Below are 23,961 nucleotides of genomic sequence, written 5' to 3'. Positions count from 1 at the left end.
TGGGTCTGGGCACCATTTATCGGAACTTCTGTATGCACTGGATTCTGTTGCGGGGGCTCACTAGGGAACACGCGCACTGGGGAGATTTTCCGTCTTGCCTGCGGGAAGCGTTTCCCGACTACCAGTTCCATACGGTTGATCTGCCTGGCACGGGTGTGCACTATCGGGAAAACAGCCCGTCAACCGTGACGGCTATCCGGGAGAAGGTTTCCAGGCAAGTCAGCCATATTCCCGGACCCTTCAGCATTCTGGCGCTCTCGATGGGTGGTATGGTGGCACTGGACTGGGCCCAGCACGCCCCCGAGGGCCAGATTCAAAATCTGGTTCTGATCAACACCAGTTCCGGCTTCAGCCCACCCTGGCAGCGCATGCGGCCGGGAGCCTGGCCAAGGGTGCTGCGCCTGTTGGGGCGCCGGGAGCTGTTTGATCGCGAGCGGGACATCCTGAGGCTTACCTCCAATCGAGAGATCCCCTTATCACTGGCAAAACAGTGGTACAGCATCCAGCGGCAGCGCCCTGTCAGCCCCCGAAACGCCCTCAACCAGCTGACTGCAGCGGCCCGCTATAAGCCAGGCGAGAAGCGCCCGCTGACAGACGCCCTGGTGCTGGCCAGCCGGGGTGACCGTATTGTTCATTGGCGCTGCAGTGCGGCGCTGGAAGAACGCTGGCAATGGACCATGAAACTGCACCCGGATGCAGGGCATGACCTCCCCCTCGACGACCCGGAGTGGATTATCCAGCAGCTCCGCAACTGGTTGCCGCGCTAGCGCCGGTTGCTTGACGCAACTCTTCTTTCCGGTCAGTCTTCTCGTTTTGAACTGCCAAAGCCGTCATTGATAAGGAACGGAGCCGATAATAATGAAAATCTTCGAAACCAAAACCGCCCCCAACCCCCGCCGCGTGCGCATGTTCATGGCCGAGAAAGGTCTTCTGGACAAGGCCGAGTTCATCGAGATTGATCTGCAGAAGGGTGAAAACCTGACCCCGGAATACACCGCCCGGAATCCGATGAAAAAGGTGCCGGTCATGGAGCTGGATGACGGCACCTGCATTGCTGAGACCATGGCGATCTGCCGTTACTTTGAAGAGAGCTACCCGGATACGCCGAGCCTGCTGGGCGACACCCCTCTGGAAAAAGCACAACTCGAACAGTGGCTGCGCTGGATCGAGTATTACTTTTTCATGCCCACCGGCATGTGTTTCCAGCACACCACCGGTTACTTCAAGGACCGGATGAACCCGATCAAGGCGTGGGGCGAGGAGTGCGGCAAGAACGTGGAGAAGTTCATGCACTTCCTCGACAAGCAGCTGGAGGGCAAGGAATACATCTGCTGCGACCGGTTCACGGCCGCCGACATCAATGCCTTTACCACTGTGGCCTTTGCCCGCGTCGTCGGTATCCGCATCCAGCCCGAGCAGACCAATCTGCAGGCCTGGTACGACCGCATCAAGGCCCGTCCTTCGGCCCAGGCCTGAGGCCCGGGCTACCTTGGAACTCGAAGAGAAACGTTAATGACCACAACGGATTCAAGCCTCCTATGCGCGTTGGCTGCGATTGACCTGGCGAATAAGGCCGACCCGAACCAGGAGCGGGTTGGCGATGAACTCCTGCCAAAGGAGTATGCCTACAGCCTGCACATGACCCGCTGGCTGTTCGAGCTTGAATCCGAACCGTCCGAACGCATGCAGATCGCCTGCCGGGCCCAGCACATAGAGCGTTGGACCATGCCGCGGAAGGACTATCCGGAAGGCCGCAAAGCCTATTACCAGTGGCGTCAGGCCTGTGGCCGGATGCACGGCGGGCGGGCGGCGGAAATCATGGCAAAGTGTGGTTATCCGCCGGCCGAGTGTGAGCGGGTAGAGACCATCCTGACCAAGCGTGAACTGAGGCAGGATGAGGACACGCAGCTCCTGGAAGACGTTGCCTGCATGGTGTTTCTGGAACGATATTTCGCGGATTTCTACGAGGAAAAAGCGGACTACGACCGGGAGAAGTGGTTACGCATCGTGCGCCGGACCTGGGGCAAGATGTCTCCCCGCGGGCACGAAGCGGCGTTAAAGCTGGCGGAAGGCATGCCGGCGCACCTGCAGGCTCTCATGGAAGAAGCGCTGGCCGGGTAAAGCAAAGAATTATCGGAGCCTCCATTTCCCCTGGGGCTTGCTGTGATGATTGCTCTTTTCATATGATAATTATTCTCATATGAACGAAGAGCAATATCATGCGAGCGTCCGAACGTTTCAAGCCCCGGGTTCTGATTGTCGAAGACGATCCCACCCTGAATCATCAGATAACCAGCCTGCTTGTTTCGAGAGGGTATAGCGCCCACCAGTGCTACGAGGGCGAGGGTGGTCTGATGTCCGCGCTCAGTCAGCGTTTTGACCTGATACTGCTCGACGTTCTGCTACCCAGCCTTGATGGATTCGAGGTATTAAACCGCCTTCGCAAGACTCACCAGACACCAGTGATCATGCTTACCGCCTGCGGTGCTGAGGAGGACCGTATCCTCGGCTACAGCTGCGGTGCCGATGACTACGTGCCTAAGCCCTTCAGCTTTACCGAACTGATGTTGCGCATTGAGGCGCTGCTCAAGCGCACCCTGGGTAGCAGGGACCAACGGGCCGACCCGGATACCCTCACCGTTGGGCCGTTGACACTGAATCGTCCAGTCTTGTCGGTGCATTTCGACGAGACCCCGGTTACGCTCACCCAGATCCAGTTCCGTTTGCTGTGGATCCTGCTGCGGCACCAGGGCGAAACGCTCAGCAAACCCTATCTCTACCAGGTGGTCCTCGAGCGGGAATTCAGCCGGTACGACCGAAGCCTGGATATGCACCTTAGCCGGGTGCGGCGGAAACTGGTCGAGGCGGGAATGCAGCCGGATCGCTTGCAAACCCTGCACGGCAAAGGGTATTGCTTCCAGTGAATCATCGTCTGTTGTGGAAACTGTGTGGCACGCTGGCCCTGGGCACCCTCGTACTGTTCTGGACGATTTCGTTTTTGGGGGCCGAGACCGAGCAGAAGATGAGTTTCATTGCGGAGCAGCATCAGCAAACCATCAAGGCCTGGGGCCGGACCGCTGAGCGGCTTTACCAGTCAGGGGATGAACAGGCCCTTGCACGCTGGCTGGAAGAACTGCAGGCGCGCGAGAATACCTGGGCTGCAGTGGTGCGTTCTGATATCCAGCCCCTGGCCGAGAGCCGGCTGACCGATCGGTTTCGTGAGGGGTTTCGCCTGGGCCGGAGTGTGGAGTGGAAAATCCATCTCTACTTTGTCGAGAACCCGATCATGGAAGTGACCTTTGCCGATCCGGCTCTACATTTTCTGGTGCTTTTGCCCGAACGGATGCGACCGGGAACCTATCTTCCCGAAATCAAACTGATGCTGAAACTGGCCTTGCCGCTGGCGGTCCTGGTGATCATGTGCCTGGTGATCTATCGCCACCTGATGACCCCCCTGCGTCAGCTTGAGTTCGCCACGCGTCAGTTTACCGACGGCAACCTCGGAGTGCGGGTCCGGGCGATGTTGGGTAACCGTAATGATGAGCTTGCGGCACTGGCAGAGACCTTTGACCGAATGGCTGAGCGCACCGGCACCCTGATCCTGACCCAGCGTCGCCTGATTGCGGACCTCTCTCACGAGCTGCGTACGCCGCTTGCCCGGATTGAAATGGCCTTAAGCTGCGGGCAGGAGGGAATCGATACCCCGCATCTGCTGCCCCGCATCCAGCGTGAATGCGGGACAATGCGCAACCTGGTTGAAGACACCCTGACGCTGGCCTGGCTGGAGAATGAAAAACCCAGCCTCAGCGAAGAAACCCTGGACCTGATCGATCTCTTGGACAGTATCCTCGACGATGCCCGGTATGAATATCCGGACCACACCATTGATGCGGAGTTGCCCGACGGGGCCGAACTTGCCGGAAGCAGTCATCGGGCACTGGCCCAGGCCATTGAGAATGTGATTCGCAACGCCTGCAACTACACGCCGGCGGGCGGGACGGTCCGGATCAGTCTCAGGGCGAGCGAACGAGGTTATCGCCTCGAAGTGGCCGATCAGGGGCCGGGCGTACCATTGGAGCAGTTGGATCTCATCTTCAAACCCTTCTTCCGTTCGGCCAAGGCGCGGGATCACTGGCCGACCGGTTACGGTTTGGGCCTGGCGTTGGCCAGGCGCCAGGTAGAGGCAACAGGCGGCTGGATACGCGCGGAGAATCTGTCTTCTGGCGGTCTGTTGATGCGTATATGGCTACCTATGAACGCTAGTGAGAATTAGTAACAAATGTAAAAGTTCTTCACATTACCAAAGCTTCAAAGAAGAATGTGCGCCAAATAGGAATTAGTCGCATTAAACGGAGCGCACATGAGTACCCATATAATCCGGACCACGACCCGTCCTGCACCCCGCTGCAAGCCGCTTTGCCTGGCGATCGCCACGTTGATGGCGAGCCCTCTGGTGCTGGCCCAGAGCGAGACTGAATCCTTGAAGCCGATCGAAGTTACCGCTGAGCGCAACGCCGAGAGCGATGTCGTGGTGACCGAGGAGCAGATTGAAAAGTTTCAGGCGAGCGACCTTGAAGATGTGTTTGCCAGCCAGCCCGAGGTCGCTGTGGGTGGTTCCGTCGGTATTGCCCAGAAAGTCTATGTCCGGGGTATCGAGGATCCGCTGTTGAACGTCACCATAGACGGTGCCACCCAGGCCGGCGCGCTGTTCCATCACACCGGCCGTCTGGCGGTGGAGCCGGAACTGCTCAAGCGGGTTGAGGTGGAAGCCGGCGCGGGTCGGGCCACCTCCGGTGCCGGTGCTCTCGGTGGCGCTATCCGGTTTGTCACCAAGGATCCGGAAGACCTGCTGCGCCCGGGCGAGCAGTTGGGCGCCCTGGTGAAGTTTGGTTCCTTCTCGAACACCGACGGTTACCGGGCCAGCACCACGCTGTTTGGGCGCCTGAGTGACCGCTGGAGCACGTTGGTGTCAGTTAACCAGAGTGACCATGAGCGCTTCGAGGACGGCGACGGCAATGAGATTCCCGGCACAGACTCCCGCCAACAACTGGGCTTCGCCAAGATCGTCGGCCAGCTCCCGGGCGACCAGACCCTGAAACTGAGCCATGAGGTTCGTACCGATGAGGGCGAGCGACCGCAGCGCCCCCAATGGCAGATCAGTGGGTTCAACCCGCTTTATAACCTGGACGGTCGCCGCGACACCACAACCGTGAACTATGGATTTGAACCGGCGGCCAACCCGCTGGTGGACCTGGGCCTGACCGTATATTACACCGAGTCCGAGCTGGAACAGAACGTGGTCAATCGCTGGGGGCGCTATTTTGGCTTTACCCGCAGCATCGGTGGGGATCTTCGCAACAGCTCCGAGCTGGGCAGCCATACTCTGACCTACGGGGTGGACTATCGCGAGGACAGGGTCAATGCTGGCGGTGCCGCCAATCGTCGGGCCGAGGAAGAGAACGGAACCGTTACCGGCGTCTACCTGCAGGATGATTACTGGCTCACTGACCATCTTCTGCTGAGCGCCGGCGTGCGATACGACGACTACCAGCTCGACGACAACAACGACCAGAGCTTCAGTGAAAACGACGTCAGCCCCAACGCCAACGTGGCCTGGGAAGTGATCGATGGCCTGACCCTGAGGGCCGGCTACGCGGAAGCCTTCCGGGGCCCGAGCACCCACGACACCTTCAAGATCGACCGGGCCCAGAACGATCCGGACCTGAAGGGCGAGAAGGCGAAGAACAGGGAAGTGGGTTTTGATTACATCTACCGCAACTTTACGCTCTCCGGTGAGGTCTATCGCTCGGAAATCCGGGATGCCATTGCCGATCCGCTGTTCGGGCCGGTGATCTACCAGAACATCGGCGACCTGGAATCCGATGGCTACCGCATCGGTACCAGCTATCACTGGCAGGGTCTGCAGGCCGGGCTGAGCTTTCACAGCAACGAGGCCGAGGTCAACGGCGAGCCGCTGACCGTCTACGTCCACAACCTGCTGGGCAACAGCATCGGAGACACCTGGGTGGCGGATCTGTCCTACCGCTGGGACCGCAACTTGGAGTTCGGCTGGCAGGGCCGCTTTGTCCAGGGTATCGACGATCTTGAAACCTCCGTCGGCACCATCGACAAGCCCGGTTATGGCGTACACGACCTGTTCGTGCACTGGCTGCCCACCGGCAACGAAGACTTGCGCCTGACCCTGACCGTCAAGAACGTAGGCGACAAGCAGTACATCGACCACGCCAGCAACGCGGACTACGAGAGCATTCCCGGCTACGAGGGCGTGATTGGCCTGCCCGAACCCGGCCGGGATATCCGGCTTGGTCTGGCCTTGCGGTTCTGAGGTCCCGATGCGTCTGAATCCATTGCATGCCGCCCTGTTGGGCGGCGCTTTGCTGTTGTCTGCATCCCTGGCCCAGGCGGCGAGAACGGTGACCGACCTGGCCGGACGCTCGGTCACCGTGCCCGATCAGGTCCAGCGGGTGGTGCTGGGAGAAAGTCGATACATACCGGCGCTGGCGATTCTCGAGGGCGATCAGGTGGTGGGTCGCCTGGCTGGACTGCTGCCGGATTTTGAAAAAACCGATCCGGCGGGCTATGCCCAGTATCTGGACCGTTTTCCGGCCCTGGCCGAGGTGCCACGGGTGGGTCATGCCTCGGCCGACAGCTTCAGTCTGGAGAGTGTCCTTGCCATGGGCGCGGATCTGGCCATTTTCAGTGTTGAGGGGCATGGTCCCAGCGCTCACAACCGGGCGCTGATCGACCGGCTGGAGCGGGCCGGTGTGGCGGTGGTGTTCGTGGACTTTCGCCAGGACCCCCTGGTCAATACCCCCAGAAGCATTAGCGTGCTGGGTGAGGCGCTGGGCCGGGAGGCTGAAGCACGGCGCTTTAACGCCTTCTACCAACGCGAGCTGGCGCTGGTTACCGACGTGGTGAAAACGATTCCCCGGGACCAGTGGCCGACGGTGTTCCTGCACAGCCGCGTGGGCCTGCACGACAGCTGCTGCGAAACCATGGTCCACGGCATGATGGGCCTGTTTCTCGAAGCCGCCGGCGGCCGGAATGTTGCCGCCGATCGGATCCCCGGTGTCAGTGGTGTGTTGAACCTGGAATACCTGATTGCCGATCAGCCGGATCGCTACGTGGCGACCGCCATCGGATCCGGTGGCCTGGCAACTCCGATTCAGCAGCAACCCTACGTGGTGTTGGGTGCCGGCGTGTCGGAAGCCATCGCCCGGCAGTCGCTGCAACGCATCACCAACCGTCCGGGACTGTCGGCGCTTACCGCGGTGCAGGAGCAGCGGGCGTTTGCGATCTGGCATCACTTCTACAACACACCGCTGAACGTGGTGGCCGTGCAGGCGTTGGCGCGCTGGTTCCATCCCGAACAGCTGGGCCACCTGGCACCCGAGCAGACCCTGGCGACGTTCTATGAGCAGTTCCAGCCCCTGCCCCTGAACGGCACTTACTGGGTGGCCGCCAAGGGAGAGGCGCCATGACGCTGGCGTCCACAACGGAACACCTGCCAACCGCGAAGACGGTTGAACCCGGTGAAACCCTCGCCGGCCAGTATCGCCGTTTTGTGGTGCGCCGGGTGATCTGTCTGGTGGCTTTGGCCCTTGGCTGTCTAGTGGCGCTGCTGGTGGATGTGGCATCCGGCCCGGCCATGCTTGGATTGATGGATGTTGTCCACGGCCTCCTGAACCCTGACACACTGGATGCCGGTACCCGGGTGATTATCCAGGATATACGTCTTCCCTATGCCCTGATGGCGGTGGTGGTCGGCGCCTGCCTGGGCCTGGCGGGCGCCGAAATGCAGACAGTCCTCAACAACCCGCTGGCCAGTCCCTACACCCTTGGTGTGGGCGCCGCAGCCACCCTGGGAGCCTCTGTCGTCATCGTGTTCAACCTGTCGCTGTTCGGTCTTGCCGCGCACATCCTTCTGCCGCTGTCGGCGTTTGTCTTTGCGGCGGCTGCCTCCCTGCTGATTCTGTTGCTCTCAAGAACACTGGGCGCATCGGTTCATGCGGTGGTGCTGTTCGGGATTGCGTTGCTGTTCGGGATCAATGCCGTGGTGGGCCTGATCCAGTTTGTCGCCGATGCCGAATCGGTTCAGCAGATCGTGTTCTGGACCATGGGCAGCCTGGCCCGGGCGTCCCTGGACAAGGTGATGATTGTTGCCGTCGTTCTGGCCGCCTGCCTGCCGTTTTCCCTGCGCAACGCCTGGGCCATGACCCTGCTGCGCAGCGGCGAGGAGCAGGCCCGCAGCCTGGGCATCCGGGTGGAGCGGATGCGCCTGCTGGTGTTGCTGCGGGTCAGTCTGCTGACCGCCGCGGCCATGGCGTTTGTGGGGGAAATCGGCTTCATCGGGCTGGTGGCGCCCCACATCGCCCGCCTGATGCTCGGAGAGGATCACCGTTTTCTGTTGCCAGGCGGCGCCCTGGCCGGGGCCCTGCTGCTGTCGCTGTCGTCCATCGCCAGCAAGCTGCTGGTGCCCGGCGTGGTACTGCCGGTGGGCATTGTCACCGCTCTGGTGGGTATTCCCCTGTTCATTGCCCTGATTGTCGGGCGCAGCCGGAGACTTGCCCTGTGAGTCTGAAACTGACAAACGTGACCGCCGGCTACCGCCGCCATCCGGTATTCCGTGAACTCTCGCTGCCGGCCATCGCGCCCGGCTCTCTGGTTGCGGTGGTGGGACCGAACGCGGTGGGCAAATCGACCCTGCTCAAATCCCTCGCCGGCGTTCTGCCGGCCCGCGGTTCGATTGCCCTCGGCGGACAGGAACTCGACCGCCAGAGCCCCGGCGAACGGGTCCGCCAGATTGGCTACCTGCCGCAACCGCTGCCCCAGGCCATTCCCCTCGTGGCCTACGAGACCGTATTCAGCGCCTGCCGGTCGGCCCGGAGTGACTGGAGCCGGCGGGAAACCGAGCAAGCCATCGAGGCAGTCTTTGAAACCCTGGGCATCCGCGAACTGGCGCTGAAGCGCCTGTCGGAGATGTCGGGCGGCCAGCGCCAGATGGTCGGGTTGGCCCAGGTGCTGGTGCGTCAAACGCCACTGCTGCTGTTGGACGAGCCAACAAGCGCCCTGGACCTGCACTGGCAGCTCAACGTGCTGAACGCGGTGCGCGCGGCAACCGCCAATGACCGGGCTATCGCCCTCGTGGCCAGCCACGATCTGAACCTGGCTTTGCGTTTCTGTGATCAGGCACTGGTGCTGTCGCCCGGCGGCCGGGCAGAGCTCGGGGAGCCCGAGCAAGTCCTGACTCCGGGGCTGCTGGCGGACACCTACGGCATCGAAGCCCGTATCGAGCGCTGTTCCCGGGGCCACCCCATTGTCTTGGCAGACAATCCGCTGTCTGCCGCGCGTCAATCCCTTTGACACACTATTCACTCACACCAAGGAGTTCGCGATGCCAGCCATGAATGCCCGTGTCACCAGTGCCAACCCCGGTCGCCTGATCAATCGTTTGGCCAAGCATTTCCGCCACAAGATCGAGTCGCAGTGGACCGAAACCGACGGCGTCCTGACGTTCTCGATTGGGGTGTGCCGCCTAACAGCGGTTGATAACGCGCTGCGGCTGGAATGTCAGTCCGACACGGAGAAAGAACTGGAAGAGCTTGGTCAGGTGGTGGCCTCGCACCTCATCCGCTTTTCCGGGGATGAGGTGGCCGAGGTTCATTGGCAGACGGCTACGGCCTGAGACTGGCGACTCTCTTCAAGTAAGCGCCGCAACTGGCGCAGGTCGCTTTCCACGACCCGGTAACTGTCAGGGCCGAACCACTCCAGGGAAATATCCAGTGGATTGGACTCGGCCGGTCGCCGCCAGTTTGCGAGCGCCGCCAACAGCGGCCGGTAGTCGCAGGCGCCCTCAAGAACCGGCACCATGCCGTCGCGACACCCGGCCGGCGAATAGACGTTGGCGGGTGCGAACACGCCCAACTGGCTGTAATGCCCAATGTTCTTGAAGTGGCAATGCCGGATCCACTTCGCCAGCTGCTCGAAGGCGGTGCGGGGATCGGCCCCGGATTCCCAGACGTGCAACACATCGAAGTTGATGCCGAGGGCCGGATGGTCGGCGTCGGCCAATAGCGCTAATGTGGATTCCACGGTATCCGCCAGGGTTCCGGGATGGGTTTCCAGTATCAGGGAAAGGCCCTCATCTGCAACGCATTGGGCCAGAGTCCGAAGGCGACGGGTCAGCCCCCGACGCCGGTCCGGCGATACATCTGCGCTGCCCAGGTGGCCTGCGAAGGTTCTGACCTTGGGCGCCCGCCAGCGACGTGCCAACCGGCACAGTTCCCGAGTGTGGCGGATGGCTTCCACCTCGCTGCCCTCCAGTGGGAGGTAATCACTGACCATCGGCACTGTCAGATCCTGAGAGCGAAGCCAGTGGCCGTCCAGCTCCGGCTGGTCAGCAAGGTGGCGGGCATGGACGCCCCACAGCTCGATGCCGTTGAACCCCTGCGTCTGCGCCCAGGCAGCGAGTTCCCGAAGCGACACCAGGTGGTGACGAAACGAAATGGTACAGAGGTGGAAGCGAATCATGGCAATACCTCTGCGGTCTTTCTGGTGGGCACCCCAGGGCATAGCCTCGACTCTGCATGCTTCTGCCAGTGCCGAAACAGAGCCAGTAGCTGCGCCTTGATGGTGAACTCACGGTCATCCTGTTCATCCAGAAGCGCTTCCACACCCGCCAGCAAGGCATCATTCCCGGACATGGCGAGTTTTAGGGTCCGATACTGGATCTGGGTGTAGGTTTTCACAAGTCGATCAATGTCCTCGCACACAGCCTCGAACCAGGGGTCGCCCTCGGCGGTTAGACCCTGATCCTCAAGCAGCCAGGCAAAGGCATGTTCGTAGGCGTACTTGCGAATGGCCATAACCGGTATTTCCCGAAACGCACCGGGCAGTTGATCCAGAGGCCGGACCGCCCGGGCTCCAGCATGGGCCCGGAAGATCTGGCGAAGCGCGTCCGTAAACGGGTTGGTGTCAGGTTTCATGCACTGGGCGAAATAGGCGGCCACAGTCTCCGCCGGCGTGTGGCGAATGTCCAGACCGTCGAACCAGAATCCACCGGCCGCGGCCGGTGAGCGCACTGAATCCAGAATCCGGTCCTTCGGCAGTGGCCCTTCCCAGCGAAAGTCGGGGTCGGACATGAACCACTGGTCCGGGTCGTCGGTGGCCTCCAGCAGCACGTAGTGCGGGAAGGGATTCTGGTGGAACTTGTTCTCCCGTTCCGGCAGCCGGAACAGGTCTAGCATGACCATCACCTGGCGATCTTCCGGTCGGTTCTCCACCAGTGACACCAACTGAAGGATGTTGGCCTCCTTGGATTGGTCATGGTCGTACCAGGGCTCGATGCGCACGCCGTATAGCAACCGGTACCATTCCCGGAACTGGTCATGGCGTGTATGAGGCGAGTGGTAGGACAGCACGAACCGGCTGTCGACGGAAAAGTCCGCATCCCATACGCCAAAGTAGAAGGGGCGATGGTCTACGCCCGGGGTCCGCTTGATCAGCTCGCAAACGCAACTGACGAAGCAGTGTACCTTGATCATCGGGACACCTCCGCGCTCTGGCAGCCCGCAAGGAGGTTCTCGAGGTCTGCCACCGTCTCTGGTGGATTGGCCAGCAAGGCTTCTTCGGGCAGATACAACCCGTGTTCCAGCTCCAGATGCACAATCAGCTGCAGCAGCATGATGGAATCCAGGGCCAGATCGCCGTTCAGACGGGCGCTGCCGTTGAACGCCGCCAGGCGGGCGTTGGGCAGATGCTGTTCGATGACGATCTTGATGGCGTCGCGGGCAGCCGTCATGCCGGCACCTCCTGCTTGCGCGCTGCTGTCGGCTCGTCAATGCTCAGCAACCGACGGCTGACCTTGCCGTTGGCAAGGCGTGGGATGGCATCGACCTGTTCCAGCAACGCGGGCACCTGGTGGGGCGAAAGTCGGTCCCGGCTCCATTGCCGGAGATGGTCAATCTCCAGTTCTGCATCTGCCACGAACCGCAGGCACACGCGCTCCCCGGCAAAGCTGTCCGGCTGCTTGAACGCCACAGCGTCGGTGATGCCCGGGTAAGTCAGAAACACGTCCTCCACGGCACCGGGGTAGACGTTGATGCCGGCGACGTTGATGGTGTCGTCGGCGCGGCCTAGGAAATGCAGGTCGCCTCGGGTATCGAAGTACCCCAGGTCTCGACTTTGAATTTCCTGGCCGGTGGCCTCCACGGTGATCTGGATTTCGTCCGGGCACTGGGCGGAAATCCCGGCCTGGACTGCAAGATGGGGCAGGGGCTGGCCAAGCTGACCGGGTTCGTTCAACGCCGGGGCCAGGGCGACACACCCGGCTTCCGAACATCCGTACTGTTGACACAGACGCTGGCAGCGGCCCTGAACCTGGCGCAGCACCGGCGCCGGCAGCGGCGCCCCGGAGAGCATGACAGTATGCAGCCGTTCGGTCGCGGGCAGCATCTGTATCAGCAGGCTCACCAGAGTGGGAGAGGCGTAGAGTAGATGATCGGGGACCGATTTCAGTTGGGCCAGAAGGAAGCGGGGATTCAGGCTGGTGACTACGTGTGGCTGGGCTCCTCGCGCCAGGGACGCCAACACACCGCAGATCAGGCCGTAGGAATGGGTCACCGGGCAGGCCACCACGGGGGTCAAGCCCCGGGCCTCGATGAACTGGGTGACGTAGGCGTTCACCTCAAGGTCTATGTCCCGCCAGGAGCGGGCGATGGTTTTGGGTTTGCCGGTGGTGCCGGAGCTGAGCTGGATCAATTCGCCGCCGGTCACCGAGGGTGCCGGGGTGTCGTTTATCGTCTCGGGCAACGCGCTATCCAGGCCGTCGCCGAACAGCAGCAGGTTGCATCCGGTATCCAGGGCCAGTGCCCGTGCAGCGTGGCGGGGGGTGCCCGGGTGGATCGGCAACACACTTGCGCCCCGGTCTTTCAGCCAAAGGCAGAGCGCCAGCCAGTCGGCGGTGCGTTGCAGACAGACGGCCAGTCGCATCCGCGACGTGTCCCGAAACGAATCCAACGTCGTCAGCGGCTGGACCAGCCGCTCACAATCCGTCTGGCTATAGGAAGTATTGTCGACATGGAACAAAGTGGCGGTCACGATAACCTCTCCTGATGGTAATCGTTGATGGGTTTGGGTACTAAGGGCGCCTCAGCCGTCAGCGCATTGGGCACCTGGTGGCTGGTTGAGGCTGCGTCGGTTTGCAGCTTTCGCCGCAGCAGTGATTCGGTCCGGATCCAGGGCCGGTCCCAGCCAAGCTTGGCCAGGCGGGGGCGCAATGCCGGGTGTTGCGCGCCATAGTTGGCAAGCAGGCGGTGGATCTGGCGCCAGAACCGGCGTTCATCGAAGCCATAGGCCTCCTGCAGAACCAGCGCCAGCTCGCTGAGGTTGTAGATAAACAGGGTGTCCATCACCAGCTCCCGCAATGCTTCCGGTCCGGACATGCGGTAGAACTGGTTGTCCGGGGCCCGGCTATAAAGACCCTGGCGCGGGCCGAAGTCAGGTTCCGGAATGTCGGAGGGCAGATAATCCCGGGCGTATTCCACACTGTCGTGGAAATCCCGCAAAATAAGGGCCTGGGGCCAGCCGTTGCGGACCACCAGCAGGCTGTTCTGACCGTGGGCCTCAAGGCCGATGCCGTGGGCTGCCAGCATGTGCCAGACTGGCAGAATCACTGTTGCCAGTGTCGCCTCCAGCCAGGGCTGCAGCCCGTAAAGTTCAACCCAGGGGTGGATGAAGGGCAGTCCATCCGGCTCCCACTGCGCCAGAGCATTTAGCGGAATCGTCTGCTCGTCCTCGGCCAGGCGCGTGGCAATGGAGGAGCGCCAGATGGCCGCCAGTTCCCCTTCGAGGCCAAGCGCCTCCCGCGAGGACGGTTCCCCTGCGGAAAAGGAAAGGCTGGCATACTCCGACAACAGCCTTAGCGGGTAGGCCCGGGCAAAGCGGGGGTCGGCATCGACCACAGACTGCAGCCATTGGCTGATCACCGGCGCCGAGGGCACCGAGTGAGGTTCCAAATGCCGGCGGGAGGAAGTGTTATGGATGCCCAGGGGAAGCTTGATGCAAGCCCGGGTTGGATCACTCATGTTGAACAGTGATCGCAACGACTGGCTTGGCCGGTAACGATCACCCACGGGGCCCAGGCCGTGGATATCCAGGGACGCCAGCATTGGCGCCAGGTTACTCTGGCTCAGCGCCTGCCAGTGCCATGGGTGGGCGGGCAAAGGGCCATAGTGTTGCCAATCCAGGCCTGCCCGATGAAAGGCTGCACGCAACAGGTAGGCTCCCTCCGCACCAAGCTCGGCCTGCCAGAAGGCCATCTCCGGCACGGGCAGTTGGCGGGTCAGGCGGGCCCGTGGCAGGGCCAGCCAGTGAAGCCTGAAGCCTGCGCTCGTCTCCGGGCTGTACCGAAGGAGGTCGTTTTCGTGCAGCCCCAGGCGGCTTTTGTAGCAGGGGTGGTACGGGTGTCCCTCATGCAGAGCCCGATCCAGGTCCTCGCCGTGCAGCTGGCGCCGATTGGCCAAATGATACGAGTGGCGCATGGCATCGAGCCGCCGCGTGTTAGCGACGGTTGCAAGCAGCTCGTGCAGCAGCCGGTCCCGGCCGGCCTCGGTGGTCGGTAGTTGACTGGCCAGGGTCGACAGGTCGGTGGCCGCCCTTCGACCATTCACAGTTAGCATCAGTGTGTCCAGATCGAGACGCAGGCGACCAAACCCGCGGACACGGCCCAGGCATCGCCCCTCCAGGGCGCCCAGAGTGAAACTCAGCCACTGCCAGCCAGCAGCGCCCGGCCTGGTCAGGCCATAGCCGATGACTCCCTCGAACATCAGGGCCTCTAGCAATTGGCGCATGACCCGCTGCCCGGCTGATTCGCTGAGGGCCATAACTGGACCCAGTCCGGCGGTGTCGGCATCAGGCGACATCATGACCCACCTCGGCCATGTTGTTCATCGTGCTTGGAGTTTGGCTCGACTGGTCCAATCGATACAGTGGATTGGCGATGCTGGTGTAGACTGCCATTTCCAGATCGGCATTCAGTTCATCGACATCGTGCACCCGGGTAAGGAGATTGCCTTTGTAGGGCAGGCGGCTGTCTTCCAGCACCATGGTAACCAGAGCGAGAGCCGGCCCGGTGAGCGTGGCGCGCTGCGAGCGCAGGAAATGCCGCAGGTTTTTAAGCAGCTGGATCTCGGGGAGAAAACCGTCGCCACCCAGTCGGGCAACGACTGAAAGCAGCTGGTTCACGAACAGGTAATAACAGAAGCGATCCCGGATCATGGCATCCCGGTAGAACAGCTCCGGGGTCTCCTGCAGATCGGGGCACAGCGACAGCAGTTCCTCTCGCCGGCTTTCCGACAGATAGTAGCCCTGGTTGTCCCGGTAAAAGCAGAGTTGCGGGTAGCCACCGCTGATATCCAGCAAGCTGTTCTGCTGATGGGCCTCCAGGGCGATACCGTGGTCGTCATACAGTCTCAGGGCAGGGCCAATGGCACAGTCAAGGTAGTGTTGAAACCAGTCGCGAGCCACCGCAGTCATGCTGCGGTTTTCATTCAGCGCCAGCCCTTCAATCAGGCCGGACAGCCGCGAGTGCCTGCCCGGCAACGGATCCTGGGTCAGCGCCGCCAGGCTGACAATGCCGGCATCCTGGCCTCGTGGGAACGGATTGTTTCGGAAGATGACTTCGAAGCCGCTTTCGCACTGCCCCGGCAGTTTGACGGTCAGGTAGGCCGGGTCCTCAATGATCCGGAACTTTGTCTCCGTACTGGCAAAGCCGGTTTTGCGGATTAGCCGGCTCATGGCCACCCCGGCTTTGAGCTCATGGCGCTTGCTCACCCGGAGCGAATTGGTCACCTTCACCGGAATTGAGAATTTCAGCATCCATTCCGACTGCTCGCTGTAAACAGTCCGGACCGAGGAGGTGGCGGAGAATTCCGGCCCCAGCGCGCCCAGAGGCTGGATCAGCCCCTGATCCATCGCCGCCATGACGTCCGGCTGCAACAGCAGCCAGTCCGTCTGCAGAGGATGGGCGGGCACCAGGTAATGATCCTGTGGCAGATTGAGCGAGCCTTGGCCGAGGCTGAGCAGGGTTTCCGCCATGGTATGGGCGGGCAGTGGCGCGTCAGAATCCTCCTCAATGCAGGCGGTGTGTACCAAGAAGTAATGCAACCGGAAGCGTCCGGCCAGTTCCGGTGCGTAGGCATCCTGCTGCCAGGCGGCCATGCCCTGGCGGCTTTTCGGCGTGGGGTGGGTGGCGTGGCCAAATAGCAGGGACTGTTCCGAGGCAATAAACCGGTTGTCGCGCAGTGCCGCGTCGCCCCTGCGATGCTCGACACAGCGGATCATGACGTCATAGCTGTCGGTGAGCCGATGGAGGAACTCCAGTTCCCTGCTTTTCCGAAGCTCGGGCACCATGCCGGCAGAGAGTGAGTAGAGTTCCCGCACCAGAAGACAGAGGGCATGGAACGGCTCGATATCGGACCAGCAGTGACGTGCCTCCAACCATTGCCGGACCCGGCCATACCGGTGCCGGCCGACGGCGGACCGGTACAGAACATCAATGGCCAGTCGCGAGCGCTGGCTGCCAAGGACAAGCTCACAGACCCAGGGGCCGAGGAACCGCCCGGACACGTCATCGGTTCGGGCGCTGGCCACCTGCCACTGCCCGAAATCCACCTCTTGCAAGTAACAGTGCAGGAAGGCCTGAAAACTGGCCTGTTCGGCAATCGCCCGGGCAGACGGTCCCATGTCCTCTCTCCAAATCCGAAATTTGGATCAAATCTAAATGAGAATCGAATGCATGTGAAAGGGTTTTACATTTTTTACAATTGGGCGCTGGCGGCCACGACGCGATGGGGGCGAAAACGCAAAAACAGCGCCACCGCCAAACCAAAGGTCAGCCATTCCGCCAGGGGCAGCGCCACAAGGAGTGGCCAATCCGGCGCAAAGTGGGCGATGGCAACCAATAGAAGTGCAGGCAGCACCAGGCTTCGCGAAAAGGCGACCATAGCCGAGGGAAGGGCCTTGTGCATGGCCGTCAGGTAGACCGAGAGCAGCACATTCATGCCGTTGACCAGGAACAGCGGCCAGAGTATTTCGAGGAACTGGTCCGCCAGCCGGGCCGTTGCCGGATCGGCGGAGGTATCGAGAAACAGTCGGACTACCTGGTTTCCGAACAGCCAGGCGGTGACCACCAGGCTGACCGCAAGTGCCAGGATGATGACGGCTCCACGGCCCATAAATCCGCGGATCCGCCTGGCATTGCCCGCGCCCAGGTTGTGGCTGATCAGTACGTGCATGGCATCGGATATGCCATAGAACATCATCAGGCTGAGAAAAATCAGGTAGTTCACCACGGTGAAAGCGGCAACACCGGCCACGCCCTGTGTGGTCATCAGCAACCAGTTGATTAGCAGCATCACCAGCCCGACGGACAGCTCGTTGATCCACTCAGAGACCCCATTGCCAAAGGCTCTGGGGATCTCGCGCCAATTTGTCTGTCGGAACTGGAACATCAGCTTGCGGCCGGCTTTGCGGAAATAGCGGGCCAGAACCGCGAACTGCAGTATCTGCGCCAGGCCCGTGGCCACGGCGGCACCCCTTAGACCGTAATCCAGATAGCCCACCAGCAAGGCATCCAACAGGATGTTCGCACCGGCACCAATCACCAATGCCGTGGTCGCCAACACCGGGAAGCCGTCCACCCGGACAAAGTAATACAACACCATGGTGACCAGCTGGGGCACCAGCACCCAGATGATGACCAGGAAATACTCGGACATCAGGGGATAGATTTCGGCAGAAGCGCCCAGCAGCCGGTAGATGGGGTCGTGGAAAAGCAGCCCGGCGATTGCACCCGTCAGCGACAGGGCCAGGGTTGCCATCAGGCATTTGCTGAACATCGACGACGCAGCGTCCGGCCGGCCTTCACCAAGATAGCGACCGGCCCGAACCGTGCCGCCAATGGCTAGTGCCAGGGCAATACCAAACAGGAAGGTAAACCAGGGGATCAGCAGATTAAGGGCTGCCAGGGCTTCCGCCCCGGCGAAATTGCCAATAAAGATGCCATCGACGATATTGGCCGTGGTCAACGCCAGAAGCCCGGCTACCGAGGGCAGGGCATACCGGAAAAAAACCGGCCAGTAGGGGCCGATCAGAATAGGATTATCGGATTCCCTGTTGCTGACTTCGTCCATGGAAAATCTGACCGTTGCCGCCCCGAATCAGTAAAACAGTTCACTGAGTTTTTCTCCGGGCTCCGGCGCCCGCATGAACGACTCACCCACCAGGAACCCGAAGATGCCACGGCCGGTCATGGCCTCGACATCGTTGCGAGTCATTATGCCGCTCTCGGTAATGGTCAGCCGGTCTTGTGAGATGCGTTCATGCAGTTCAAACGTGGTGTCCAACGACACATCGAAGGTATGCAGATTGCGGTTGTTGATGCCCACCAGAGGCGTCGTCAGCGTCAACGCATCATCCAGTTCCTCGCCATCGTGCACCTCCACCAGTACATCTAGCCCGATCTCATGGGCAATACCTTCCAGCTCCTGCATCTGGTCTTTGGTCAGGCATGCGGCAATCAGGAGGATGCAGTCGGCGCCGATGGCGCGGCTTTCGTAGACCTGGTAGGGAGCGACCATGAAGTCCTTGCGGATCACCGGCAGACTGCAGGCACTGCGGGCAGCGACCAGGTAGTCCTCGTGGCCCTGGAAGAAGTCGCGGTCGGTGAGTACCGACAGACAAGCGGCGCCGCCTTTCTCGTAACTCTCGGCAATCACTGCTGGTTCGAACGGATCCCGAAGAATGCCCTTGCTTGGTGAAGCTTTTTTGATTTCTGCGATGACAGCGGGAGCCCGCTGTTCAATTCGGCTGCGCAGAGCGTCGGCAAAGCCTCTGGCTGCAGGTTGATCCCCAGCCATGGCTTTCAGGTCTGCAATGGAAACCCTCGGTTTCCGCTCGTCGATCTCTTCCCACTTCCGATCAACAATCTTTCGAAGAATCGTCGGCGTCTTGTCCAAATGTCGTTCAGTCATTAGCGGCCTGCAAATCAGGTGATTGGGCCGGTGGCGGGGACCTTTCCAAAACACGCCCGTGAATACGTCCCTGTAGGGCTTGGCGTCAGCCATCCATGGCTGACGACAGTTTTGGAAAGGTCCCCGCCACCGACCCGTCGAGCTTGGTTATTGCCTTCGTTTTGAAAGGCTCAAAAACACTGGGAAAAATCAGCCAGCTCTGACATCTTGCCGGCAGCTAGACCAGAGCCCATGGCGTCGAGGGCCATATCCACACCTTCTTTCGGCGTCTTGGCCAAACCAGCGACATAGATCGCTGCGCCGGCATTGAGGGCAATCAGGTCCCGGGCTTTCTCGGCCATTTCGTCGTGACCACGACCGAAAGCTGCTTTGATGAGATTCAGTGAGTCGTCGGCGGTGTCCACGGTCAAGCCCACCAGAGCCTGGCTCTTGATGCCAAGATCCTCCGGGGTGATGTCGTATTCGGTGACCTTGCCGTCTTTCAGTTCAGCCACATGGGTGGCGCTGGCCAGACTGATCTCGTCCAGGCCATCCTTAGAGCACACCACCATGATGTGCTCCGCCCCCAGGCGATGCAGCACTTCCGCCATCGGGCGACACAGCTCCCGGTTGAACACGCCCACCAGTTGGCGCTTAACGCCAGCGGGATTGGTCATCGGGCCGAGGATATTGAAAATGGTCCGGCAGCCCAGTTCCTTGCGGGGGCCAATGGCGTGTTTCATGGCGCCGTGATGGGCCGGGGCGAACATGAAGCCGACACCGATTTCCTCGACGCAGCGGGCCACTTCCTCCGGTTTCATGCTCAGGTTGATACCTAGCTTTTCCAGCAGGTCGGCACTGCCGCTCTTGGATGAAACAGCCCGGTTGCCATGTTTGGCCACAAAGCCGCCGGCCGCGGCCACCACAAACGAAGCGGCGGAAGACACGTTGAACAGGTTGGCGCCATCACCGCCGGTGCCGACGATGTCTACCAGAGGTTCGGCCTTGACCGTTACCTTGGTGGCCAGCTCGCGCATGACCTCGGTGGCACCGGTGATTTCATCAATGGTTTCGCTTTTCAGACGCAACCCCATCAGAAACGCGCCGATCTGGGCGTCCGTGGCCTCGCCGTTCATGACGATACGCATCACGTCCTTCATTTCCTCCCGGGACAGGTCCAGGTTGGAGGCAATGCGGTTGAGAGCTTCTTTCATGTCCATGTGTCGGCCTCTTATTGTGTTCTCAGAAAGTTGCGCAGCAGCTCGTGACCCTGTTCCGTCATAATAGACTCCGGATGGAACTGCACGCCCTCAATGGGCAGCGTCTTGTGGCGAACCCCCATGATTTCCTCGATGGAACCGTCGTCGTTGCGGGTCCAGGCGGTCACTTCCAGGCAGTCGGGCAGGGTGGTCTTGTCAATCACCAGACTGTGATAACGGGTCGCCTGCAGCGGGTTGCTCAGGCCACGGAATACGCCCGTGTCCTTGTGGAATACCGGGGACACCTTGCCGTGCATGACCCGGCCGGCGCGAATAACGTCACCGCCGTAGACCTGGCCAATGGTCTGATGGCCCAGGCAGATTCCCAGGATTGGCAGCTTGCCGGCAAAATGCCGGATGGCCTCCATGGAGATACCGGCCTCGTTCGGGGTGCAGGGGCCAGGGGATATCACCAGCCGTTCCGGGTTCATCGCTTCAATCTGTTCGATGGTGATTTCATCGTTGCGATACACCTGCACATCGGCGCCCAGTTCTGCTAGGTACTGCACCACGTTGTAGGTGAAGGAATCGTAGTTATCGATCATCAGCAACATAATCTGTTCCTCCGCCTCAGTGGTCGAAATCGTTGTAGGTCATTGCCACCGCACGGAAAATCGCGCGGCCCTTGTTCATGGTTTCCTTCCACTCGAGGCGGGGCACCGAATCGGCTACCACGCCGGCGCCGGCCTGGATGTGCAGGGTGTTGTCCTTGATCACGGCGGTACGGATGGCAATGGCGGTGTCCACGTTGCCGTTGAACGACAGATAGCCCACGGCGCCGCCGTAGACGCCGCGCTTGACCGGCTCCAGCTCGTCGATGATTTCCATGGCCCGGATCTTGGGCGCACCACTGAGGGTGCCGGCGGGCAGGGTGGCCCGCAGCACGTCCAGGCAGCTGGTGTTGTCTTTCAGCCGGCCGGTGACGTTGGAAACAATATGCATCACGTGGGAGTAGCGCTCCACGATCATCTTGTCGGTGAGCCGAACCGTTCCGGTTTCCGACACCCGGCCGGCATCGTTGCGGCCCAGATCGATCAGCATCAGGTGTTCGGCGATCTCTTTCGGATCGGCCAGCAGTTCCGCTTCCAGGGCCTTGTCCTCGGCATCGGTGGCACCGCGCTTGCGGGTACCGGCGATGGGGCGGACGGTGACTTCCTCGTCTTCCACCCGGGCCAGGATTTCCGGGGAGGAGCCCACGATATGGAAGTCCTCCAGGTCCAGGAAATACATGTACGGGGACGGGTTCAGCACCCGCAGCGACCGGTACAGGTTCAGCGGTGGCGCCTCGAAGGGAATCGACATGCGCTGGGAAATCACCGTCTGCATGACATCGCCGTCGAGCACGTAGCCCTTGATCTTGTCCACCGCGGCTTCGAATTTGTCCTGGGTAAAGCCGGAGATGAAGTCGCTCTCGTCCACGGTCTTGCCACGAAGGTGTTCGGGCGTGCGGGGCGCGTCGGCGGTTTGCCGGTGCAGACGGTTCTCCAGTTCATCAATTCGGCTCTGCGCCTTGTCAAACGCGCCTTCCTCGGCGGGATCGGCATGCACGATCAGGTGTAGCTTGCCCCGCAGGTTGTCGAACACCACGATCTCGTTGGACACCATCAACAGGATGTCGGGCGTGCCGATTTTGTCCGGGGGGCAGCTCTTGCGCAGCCGTTTTTCGATGTAGCGCACGGTATCGTAGCCGAAGTAGCCCACCAGGCCGCCGTTAAACCGGGGCAGCTCGTCCAGATCCGGTGCATGGAAGCGCTTCTGGTAAGCCTCGACAAAGGCCAGTGGATCGTCCACTTCTTCGGTTTCGACAATCTCGCCGCCGCGGCTGATTTCGACCTTGTGGTCAAAGACCTTCAGCACCTCGTGGCTGGGCAAACCAATGATCGAATAACGGCCCCATTTCTCGCCGCCCTGGACGGATTCGAACAGATAGGAGTAGGGCCCGCTAGCCAGTTTCAGATAGGTGCTCAGAGGCGTATCGAGGTCGGCCAGAACCTCGCGGTACACAGGGATGCGGTTAAAGCCGGCGTCGGCGAGCTCGGCGAATTGCTCGGGTGTCATGGTGCGGTTTCCTGAAATCTGATCTGCATTGTGGACGGAAGCCTGCGCTTCCGTCAGGTGCTGCGGGCTCGACGGGCAGGTGCCGGCCAGCCTCCGGGCTTGCTCAGCCGGTGCGCCATCGCCACCATCGTGTTGCGCGGGTAGTCAGGATGCCTCGCGCTGCAGTCAGATTCAGTCCCTGCACGGCAGGAATCTCCCGTAAAGACATGCTCAATGTAAGTTCCTTGTGAGATTACAAAAGCTCGGCCAGCGAATCAACAACCGCATCGGCACCGAGGGTATCCACGGCGGGCCCATAATTGTATCCGTAACGGACTGCCACGCAGGGAATGCCTGCTGCCAGTGCGGCATTAATATCGGCCCCGGAGTCGCCCACCATCACCGTAGTTCCCCGGGTTCCTCCTAAAGCCTCCATGGCATGAAGCAGGGGCGCGGGATCGGGTTTCTTGACCGGGAGGGTGTCGCCACCCACGGTCAGATCAAACCAGTGGTCCAGTCCCATTTGCTCAAGCAATGGCGCCACAAACTGTTCCGGTTTGTTGGTGACGATGCCCAGTCGGCAGCCCTGGTTCTTCAGATGCGTGAGGCAGGCCTCGACACCGGCATAGACCACTGAATGCTGCCCGTTGATGGTGCCGTAGGCGTGATAGAAAATCGCCAGGGCATCCTTGAACAGGGCATCGTCTTTAGGCCGAGCCGGTTCCCAATCTACCTGGCCGGCCAGCGCCCGGCGAACCAGAACGCTGGCGCCGTTGCCTACCCAGTTTCTCACCCGGTCAATGCCGGCCGGAGAGCGGCCAAGGTGTTCGAGCATCTGATCAACCGCTGCCGCCAGATCCGGCGCACTGTCCACGAGGGTGCCGTCGAGATCGAACAGGGCAACGCCCGGCCAGCGGGGATTGAACAAACCCGCCAGGCTCATTGGCTGATCACCCTGCGGGCCTGCTCCAGTTCTTCGCGCATGGCATCAATGGTGGTTTTATAGTCGTCGGTGTTAAAGATGGCAGATCCCGCCACAAAGGTGTCGGCACCGGCCTCGGCGATTTCCCGGATGTTCTCGGTCTTCACGCCACCGTCGATTTCCAGGCGGATATTGTAGTTACTGGCATCGATGCGTTTGCGGGCCTCCCGGAGTTTGTCGAGCGTGCCGGGAATGAACTTCTGGCCACCGAAGCCGGGGTTTACCGACATCATCAGCACCATGTCCAGTTTGTCCATCACATGATCCATGTAATGCAGCGGCGTGGCCGGATTGAACACCAGGCCCGCCTGGCAGCCACCGTCGCGGATCAGCTGCAGTGAGCGATCAATGTGGTTGGTCGCTTCCGGGTGGAAGGTAATGTAACTGGCCCCGGCGTCGATAAACATACGGATGAGGTCGTCCACCGGCGACACCATCAGGTGCACATCGATGGGGGCGGTTACGCCGTGCTTGCGCAACGCCTCGCAGACCATGGGGCCAATGGTGAGGTTGGGTACGTAGTGATTGTCCATCACATCGAAGTGCACCACGTCGGCTCCGGCGGCCAGCACGTTATCGACTTCCTCGCCAAGGCGGGCAAAATCGGCGGACAGGATGGATGGGGCAATCAGGTAAGGATTCATGACGGCTC

The 23,961-nt window shown here is 61.1% G+C and carries 23 protein-coding genes; 10 read left to right on the top strand and 13 right to left on the bottom strand.

Annotated elements, in window-relative coordinates; all coding sequences use genetic code 11:
• Window positions 1–32: 32 nt before the first annotated feature.
• The 10 genes from ACO06L_RS11955 (at window position 33) to ACO06L_RS11910 (ending at window position 9,706) form a co-directional block, all read left to right on the top strand.
• Window positions 33–767 carry an alpha/beta fold hydrolase gene (locus ACO06L_RS11955; RefSeq protein WP_064229809.1) on the top strand — a complete coding sequence of 245 codons (735 nt, stop codon included), beginning with the start codon at window positions 33–35 and terminating at the stop codon, window positions 765–767.
• Between the two features lie 91 nt (window positions 768–858).
• Window positions 859–1,476: a glutathione S-transferase family protein gene (locus ACO06L_RS11950; protein ID WP_064229810.1), complete on the top strand. Its 618-nt coding sequence runs from the start codon at window positions 859–861 to the stop codon at window positions 1,474–1,476.
• Between the two features lie 36 nt (window positions 1,477–1,512).
• Complete coding sequence (locus ACO06L_RS11945; RefSeq protein WP_064229811.1) at window positions 1,513–2,121, top strand: DUF4202 domain-containing protein; 609 nt, start codon at window positions 1,513–1,515, stop codon at window positions 2,119–2,121.
• Window positions 2,122–2,219: 98 nt separating this feature from the next.
• Entirely contained in the window at window positions 2,220–2,924 is a 705-nt protein-coding gene (locus ACO06L_RS11940; protein ID WP_064229812.1) for a response regulator transcription factor, read from the top strand.
• Window positions 2,921–4,273 carry a sensor histidine kinase gene (locus ACO06L_RS11935; protein ID WP_064229813.1) on the top strand — a complete coding sequence of 451 codons (1,353 nt, stop codon included), beginning with the start codon at window positions 2,921–2,923 and terminating at the stop codon, window positions 4,271–4,273. The genes ACO06L_RS11940 and ACO06L_RS11935 overlap by 4 nt, the downstream gene beginning before the upstream one ends.
• An 87-nt stretch (window positions 4,274–4,360) precedes the next feature.
• Entirely contained in the window at window positions 4,361–6,346 is a 1,986-nt protein-coding gene (locus ACO06L_RS11930; RefSeq protein WP_202346010.1) for a TonB-dependent receptor domain-containing protein, read from the top strand.
• A gap of 7 nt (window positions 6,347–6,353) precedes the next feature.
• Window positions 6,354–7,502: an ABC transporter substrate-binding protein gene (locus ACO06L_RS11925; protein ID WP_064229814.1), complete on the top strand. Its 1,149-nt coding sequence runs from the start codon at window positions 6,354–6,356 to the stop codon at window positions 7,500–7,502.
• Window positions 7,499–8,596, top strand: a complete 1,098-nt coding sequence (locus tag ACO06L_RS11920; protein ID WP_064229815.1) for a FecCD family ABC transporter permease — start codon at window positions 7,499–7,501, stop codon at window positions 8,594–8,596. Before ACO06L_RS11925 ends, ACO06L_RS11920 begins: the two co-directional genes overlap by 4 nt.
• Entirely contained in the window at window positions 8,593–9,384 is a 792-nt protein-coding gene (locus ACO06L_RS11915) for an ABC transporter ATP-binding protein (RefSeq protein ID WP_064229816.1), read from the top strand. Before ACO06L_RS11920 ends, ACO06L_RS11915 begins: the two co-directional genes overlap by 4 nt.
• Window positions 9,385–9,415: 31 nt before the next feature.
• On the top strand, window positions 9,416–9,706 hold the full coding sequence (locus tag ACO06L_RS11910) for a DUF2218 domain-containing protein (protein ID WP_064229817.1): 291 nt from the start codon (window positions 9,416–9,418) through the stop codon (window positions 9,704–9,706).
• On the opposite strand, the gene ACO06L_RS11905 is transcribed toward ACO06L_RS11910, so the two are convergent.
• The 13 genes from ACO06L_RS11905 to rpe all read right to left on the bottom strand — a co-directional run bounded on the left by ACO06L_RS11905 (window position 9,682) and on the right by rpe (window position 23,953).
• Window positions 9,682–10,593: a sugar phosphate isomerase/epimerase family protein gene (locus ACO06L_RS11905; RefSeq protein WP_227715761.1), complete on the bottom strand. Its 912-nt coding sequence runs from the start codon at window positions 10,591–10,593 to the stop codon at window positions 9,682–9,684. The two genes, ACO06L_RS11910 and ACO06L_RS11905, sit on opposite strands and share 25 nt — an antisense overlap.
• Window positions 10,548–11,564 (bottom strand): DUF6005 family protein, encoded by a 1,017-nt coding sequence (locus ACO06L_RS11900; RefSeq protein ID WP_227715762.1) that lies wholly within the window; start codon window positions 11,562–11,564, stop codon window positions 10,548–10,550. The genes ACO06L_RS11905 and ACO06L_RS11900 overlap by 46 nt, the downstream gene beginning before the upstream one ends.
• On the bottom strand, window positions 11,561–11,821 hold the full coding sequence (locus tag ACO06L_RS11895; RefSeq protein ID WP_064229819.1) for a phosphopantetheine-binding protein: 261 nt from the start codon (window positions 11,819–11,821) through the stop codon (window positions 11,561–11,563). Before ACO06L_RS11895 ends, ACO06L_RS11900 begins: the two co-directional genes overlap by 4 nt.
• Complete coding sequence (locus ACO06L_RS11890) at window positions 11,818–13,119, bottom strand: AMP-binding protein (protein WP_064229820.1); 1,302 nt, start codon at window positions 13,117–13,119, stop codon at window positions 11,818–11,820. Before ACO06L_RS11890 ends, ACO06L_RS11895 begins: the two co-directional genes overlap by 4 nt.
• Window positions 13,116–14,945 (bottom strand): IucA/IucC family protein, encoded by a 1,830-nt coding sequence (locus tag ACO06L_RS11885; RefSeq protein WP_082905166.1) that lies wholly within the window; start codon window positions 14,943–14,945, stop codon window positions 13,116–13,118. Before ACO06L_RS11885 ends, ACO06L_RS11890 begins: the two co-directional genes overlap by 4 nt.
• Complete coding sequence (locus tag ACO06L_RS11880; protein WP_064229821.1) at window positions 14,932–16,764, bottom strand: IucA/IucC family protein; 1,833 nt, start codon at window positions 16,762–16,764, stop codon at window positions 14,932–14,934. Before ACO06L_RS11880 ends, ACO06L_RS11885 begins: the two co-directional genes overlap by 14 nt.
• A gap of 74 nt (window positions 16,765–16,838) precedes the next feature.
• Entirely contained in the window at window positions 16,839–18,212 is a 1,374-nt protein-coding gene (locus ACO06L_RS11875) for an MATE family efflux transporter (protein ID WP_064229822.1), read from the bottom strand.
• Window positions 18,213–18,239: 27 nt separating this feature from the next.
• Window positions 18,240–19,052 carry an indole-3-glycerol phosphate synthase TrpC gene (trpC, locus tag ACO06L_RS11870; protein WP_064229823.1) on the bottom strand — a complete coding sequence of 271 codons (813 nt, stop codon included), beginning with the start codon at window positions 19,050–19,052 and terminating at the stop codon, window positions 18,240–18,242.
• A gap of 170 nt (window positions 19,053–19,222) precedes the next feature.
• Complete coding sequence (gene trpD, locus ACO06L_RS11865) at window positions 19,223–20,251, bottom strand: anthranilate phosphoribosyltransferase (RefSeq protein WP_064229824.1); 1,029 nt, start codon at window positions 20,249–20,251, stop codon at window positions 19,223–19,225.
• Window positions 20,252–20,262: 11 nt separating this feature from the next.
• Window positions 20,263–20,844: an aminodeoxychorismate/anthranilate synthase component II gene (locus ACO06L_RS11860; protein ID WP_202346009.1), complete on the bottom strand. Its 582-nt coding sequence runs from the start codon at window positions 20,842–20,844 to the stop codon at window positions 20,263–20,265.
• 16 nt (window positions 20,845–20,860) lie between these two features.
• Window positions 20,861–22,348, bottom strand: coding sequence for an anthranilate synthase component I (trpE, locus tag ACO06L_RS11855; RefSeq protein WP_202346008.1), 1,488 nt, complete (start codon window positions 22,346–22,348; stop codon window positions 20,861–20,863).
• Window positions 22,349–22,580: 232 nt separating this feature from the next.
• Complete coding sequence (locus ACO06L_RS11850) at window positions 22,581–23,270, bottom strand: phosphoglycolate phosphatase (RefSeq protein WP_064229827.1); 690 nt, start codon at window positions 23,268–23,270, stop codon at window positions 22,581–22,583.
• The gene (rpe, locus tag ACO06L_RS11845) at window positions 23,267–23,953 is read right to left on the bottom strand and encodes a ribulose-phosphate 3-epimerase (RefSeq protein WP_008173385.1); all 687 of its coding nucleotides are present in this window, start codon (window positions 23,951–23,953) and stop codon (window positions 23,267–23,269) included. Before rpe ends, ACO06L_RS11850 begins: the two co-directional genes overlap by 4 nt.
• Window positions 23,954–23,961 lie beyond the last annotated feature (8 nt).

It is taken from the genome of Marinobacter sp. (assembly GCF_965229985.1).
In the GTDB taxonomy this organism is placed as follows: domain Bacteria; phylum Pseudomonadota; class Gammaproteobacteria; order Pseudomonadales; family Oleiphilaceae; genus Marinobacter.
Note: the sequence above shows the minus strand (reverse complement) of the source record. Positions and strands in the feature narration are given on the sequence as shown.

Excerpts from the sequence above, each read along its gene's own strand:
- ACO06L_RS11910 (WP_064229817.1), top strand. The coding sequence starts at position 9,416 with ATGCCAGCCATGAATGCCCGTGTCACCAGTGCCAACCCCGGTCGCCTG.
- ACO06L_RS11885 (WP_082905166.1), bottom strand. The coding sequence starts at position 14,945 with ATGATGTCGCCTGATGCCGACACCGCCGGACTGGGTCCAGTTATGGCC.
- ACO06L_RS11880 (WP_064229821.1), bottom strand. The coding sequence starts at position 16,764 with ATGGGACCGTCTGCCCGGGCGATTGCCGAACAGGCCAGTTTTCAGGCC.
- ACO06L_RS11940 (WP_064229812.1), top strand. The coding sequence starts at position 2,220 with ATGCGAGCGTCCGAACGTTTCAAGCCCCGGGTTCTGATTGTCGAAGAC.
- trpE (WP_202346008.1), bottom strand. The coding sequence starts at position 22,348 with ATGACACCCGAGCAATTCGCCGAGCTCGCCGACGCCGGCTTTAACCGC.
- ACO06L_RS11930 (WP_202346010.1), top strand. The coding sequence starts at position 4,361 with ATGAGTACCCATATAATCCGGACCACGACCCGTCCTGCACCCCGCTGC.
- ACO06L_RS11925 (WP_064229814.1), top strand. The coding sequence starts at position 6,354 with ATGCGTCTGAATCCATTGCATGCCGCCCTGTTGGGCGGCGCTTTGCTG.
- ACO06L_RS11860 (WP_202346009.1), bottom strand. The coding sequence starts at position 20,844 with ATGTTGCTGATGATCGATAACTACGATTCCTTCACCTACAACGTGGTG.
- rpe (WP_008173385.1), bottom strand. The coding sequence starts at position 23,953 with ATGAATCCTTACCTGATTGCCCCATCCATCCTGTCCGCCGATTTTGCC.
- ACO06L_RS11920 (WP_064229815.1), top strand. The coding sequence starts at position 7,499 with ATGACGCTGGCGTCCACAACGGAACACCTGCCAACCGCGAAGACGGTT.
- trpD (WP_064229824.1), bottom strand. The coding sequence starts at position 20,251 with ATGGACATGAAAGAAGCTCTCAACCGCATTGCCTCCAACCTGGACCTG.
- ACO06L_RS11850 (WP_064229827.1), bottom strand. The coding sequence starts at position 23,270 with ATGAGCCTGGCGGGTTTGTTCAATCCCCGCTGGCCGGGCGTTGCCCTG.
- ACO06L_RS11900 (WP_227715762.1), bottom strand. The coding sequence starts at position 11,564 with ATGATCAAGGTACACTGCTTCGTCAGTTGCGTTTGCGAGCTGATCAAG.
- ACO06L_RS11955 (WP_064229809.1), top strand. The coding sequence starts at position 33 with ATGCACTGGATTCTGTTGCGGGGGCTCACTAGGGAACACGCGCACTGG.
- trpC (WP_064229823.1), bottom strand. The coding sequence starts at position 19,052 with ATGACTGAACGACATTTGGACAAGACGCCGACGATTCTTCGAAAGATT.
- ACO06L_RS11895 (WP_064229819.1), bottom strand. The coding sequence starts at position 11,821 with ATGACGGCTGCCCGCGACGCCATCAAGATCGTCATCGAACAGCATCTG.
- ACO06L_RS11905 (WP_227715761.1), bottom strand. The coding sequence starts at position 10,593 with ATGCCCTGGGGTGCCCACCAGAAAGACCGCAGAGGTATTGCCATGATT.
- ACO06L_RS11950 (WP_064229810.1), top strand. The coding sequence starts at position 859 with ATGAAAATCTTCGAAACCAAAACCGCCCCCAACCCCCGCCGCGTGCGC.
- ACO06L_RS11875 (WP_064229822.1), bottom strand. The coding sequence starts at position 18,212 with ATGGACGAAGTCAGCAACAGGGAATCCGATAATCCTATTCTGATCGGC.
- ACO06L_RS11945 (WP_064229811.1), top strand. The coding sequence starts at position 1,513 with ATGACCACAACGGATTCAAGCCTCCTATGCGCGTTGGCTGCGATTGAC.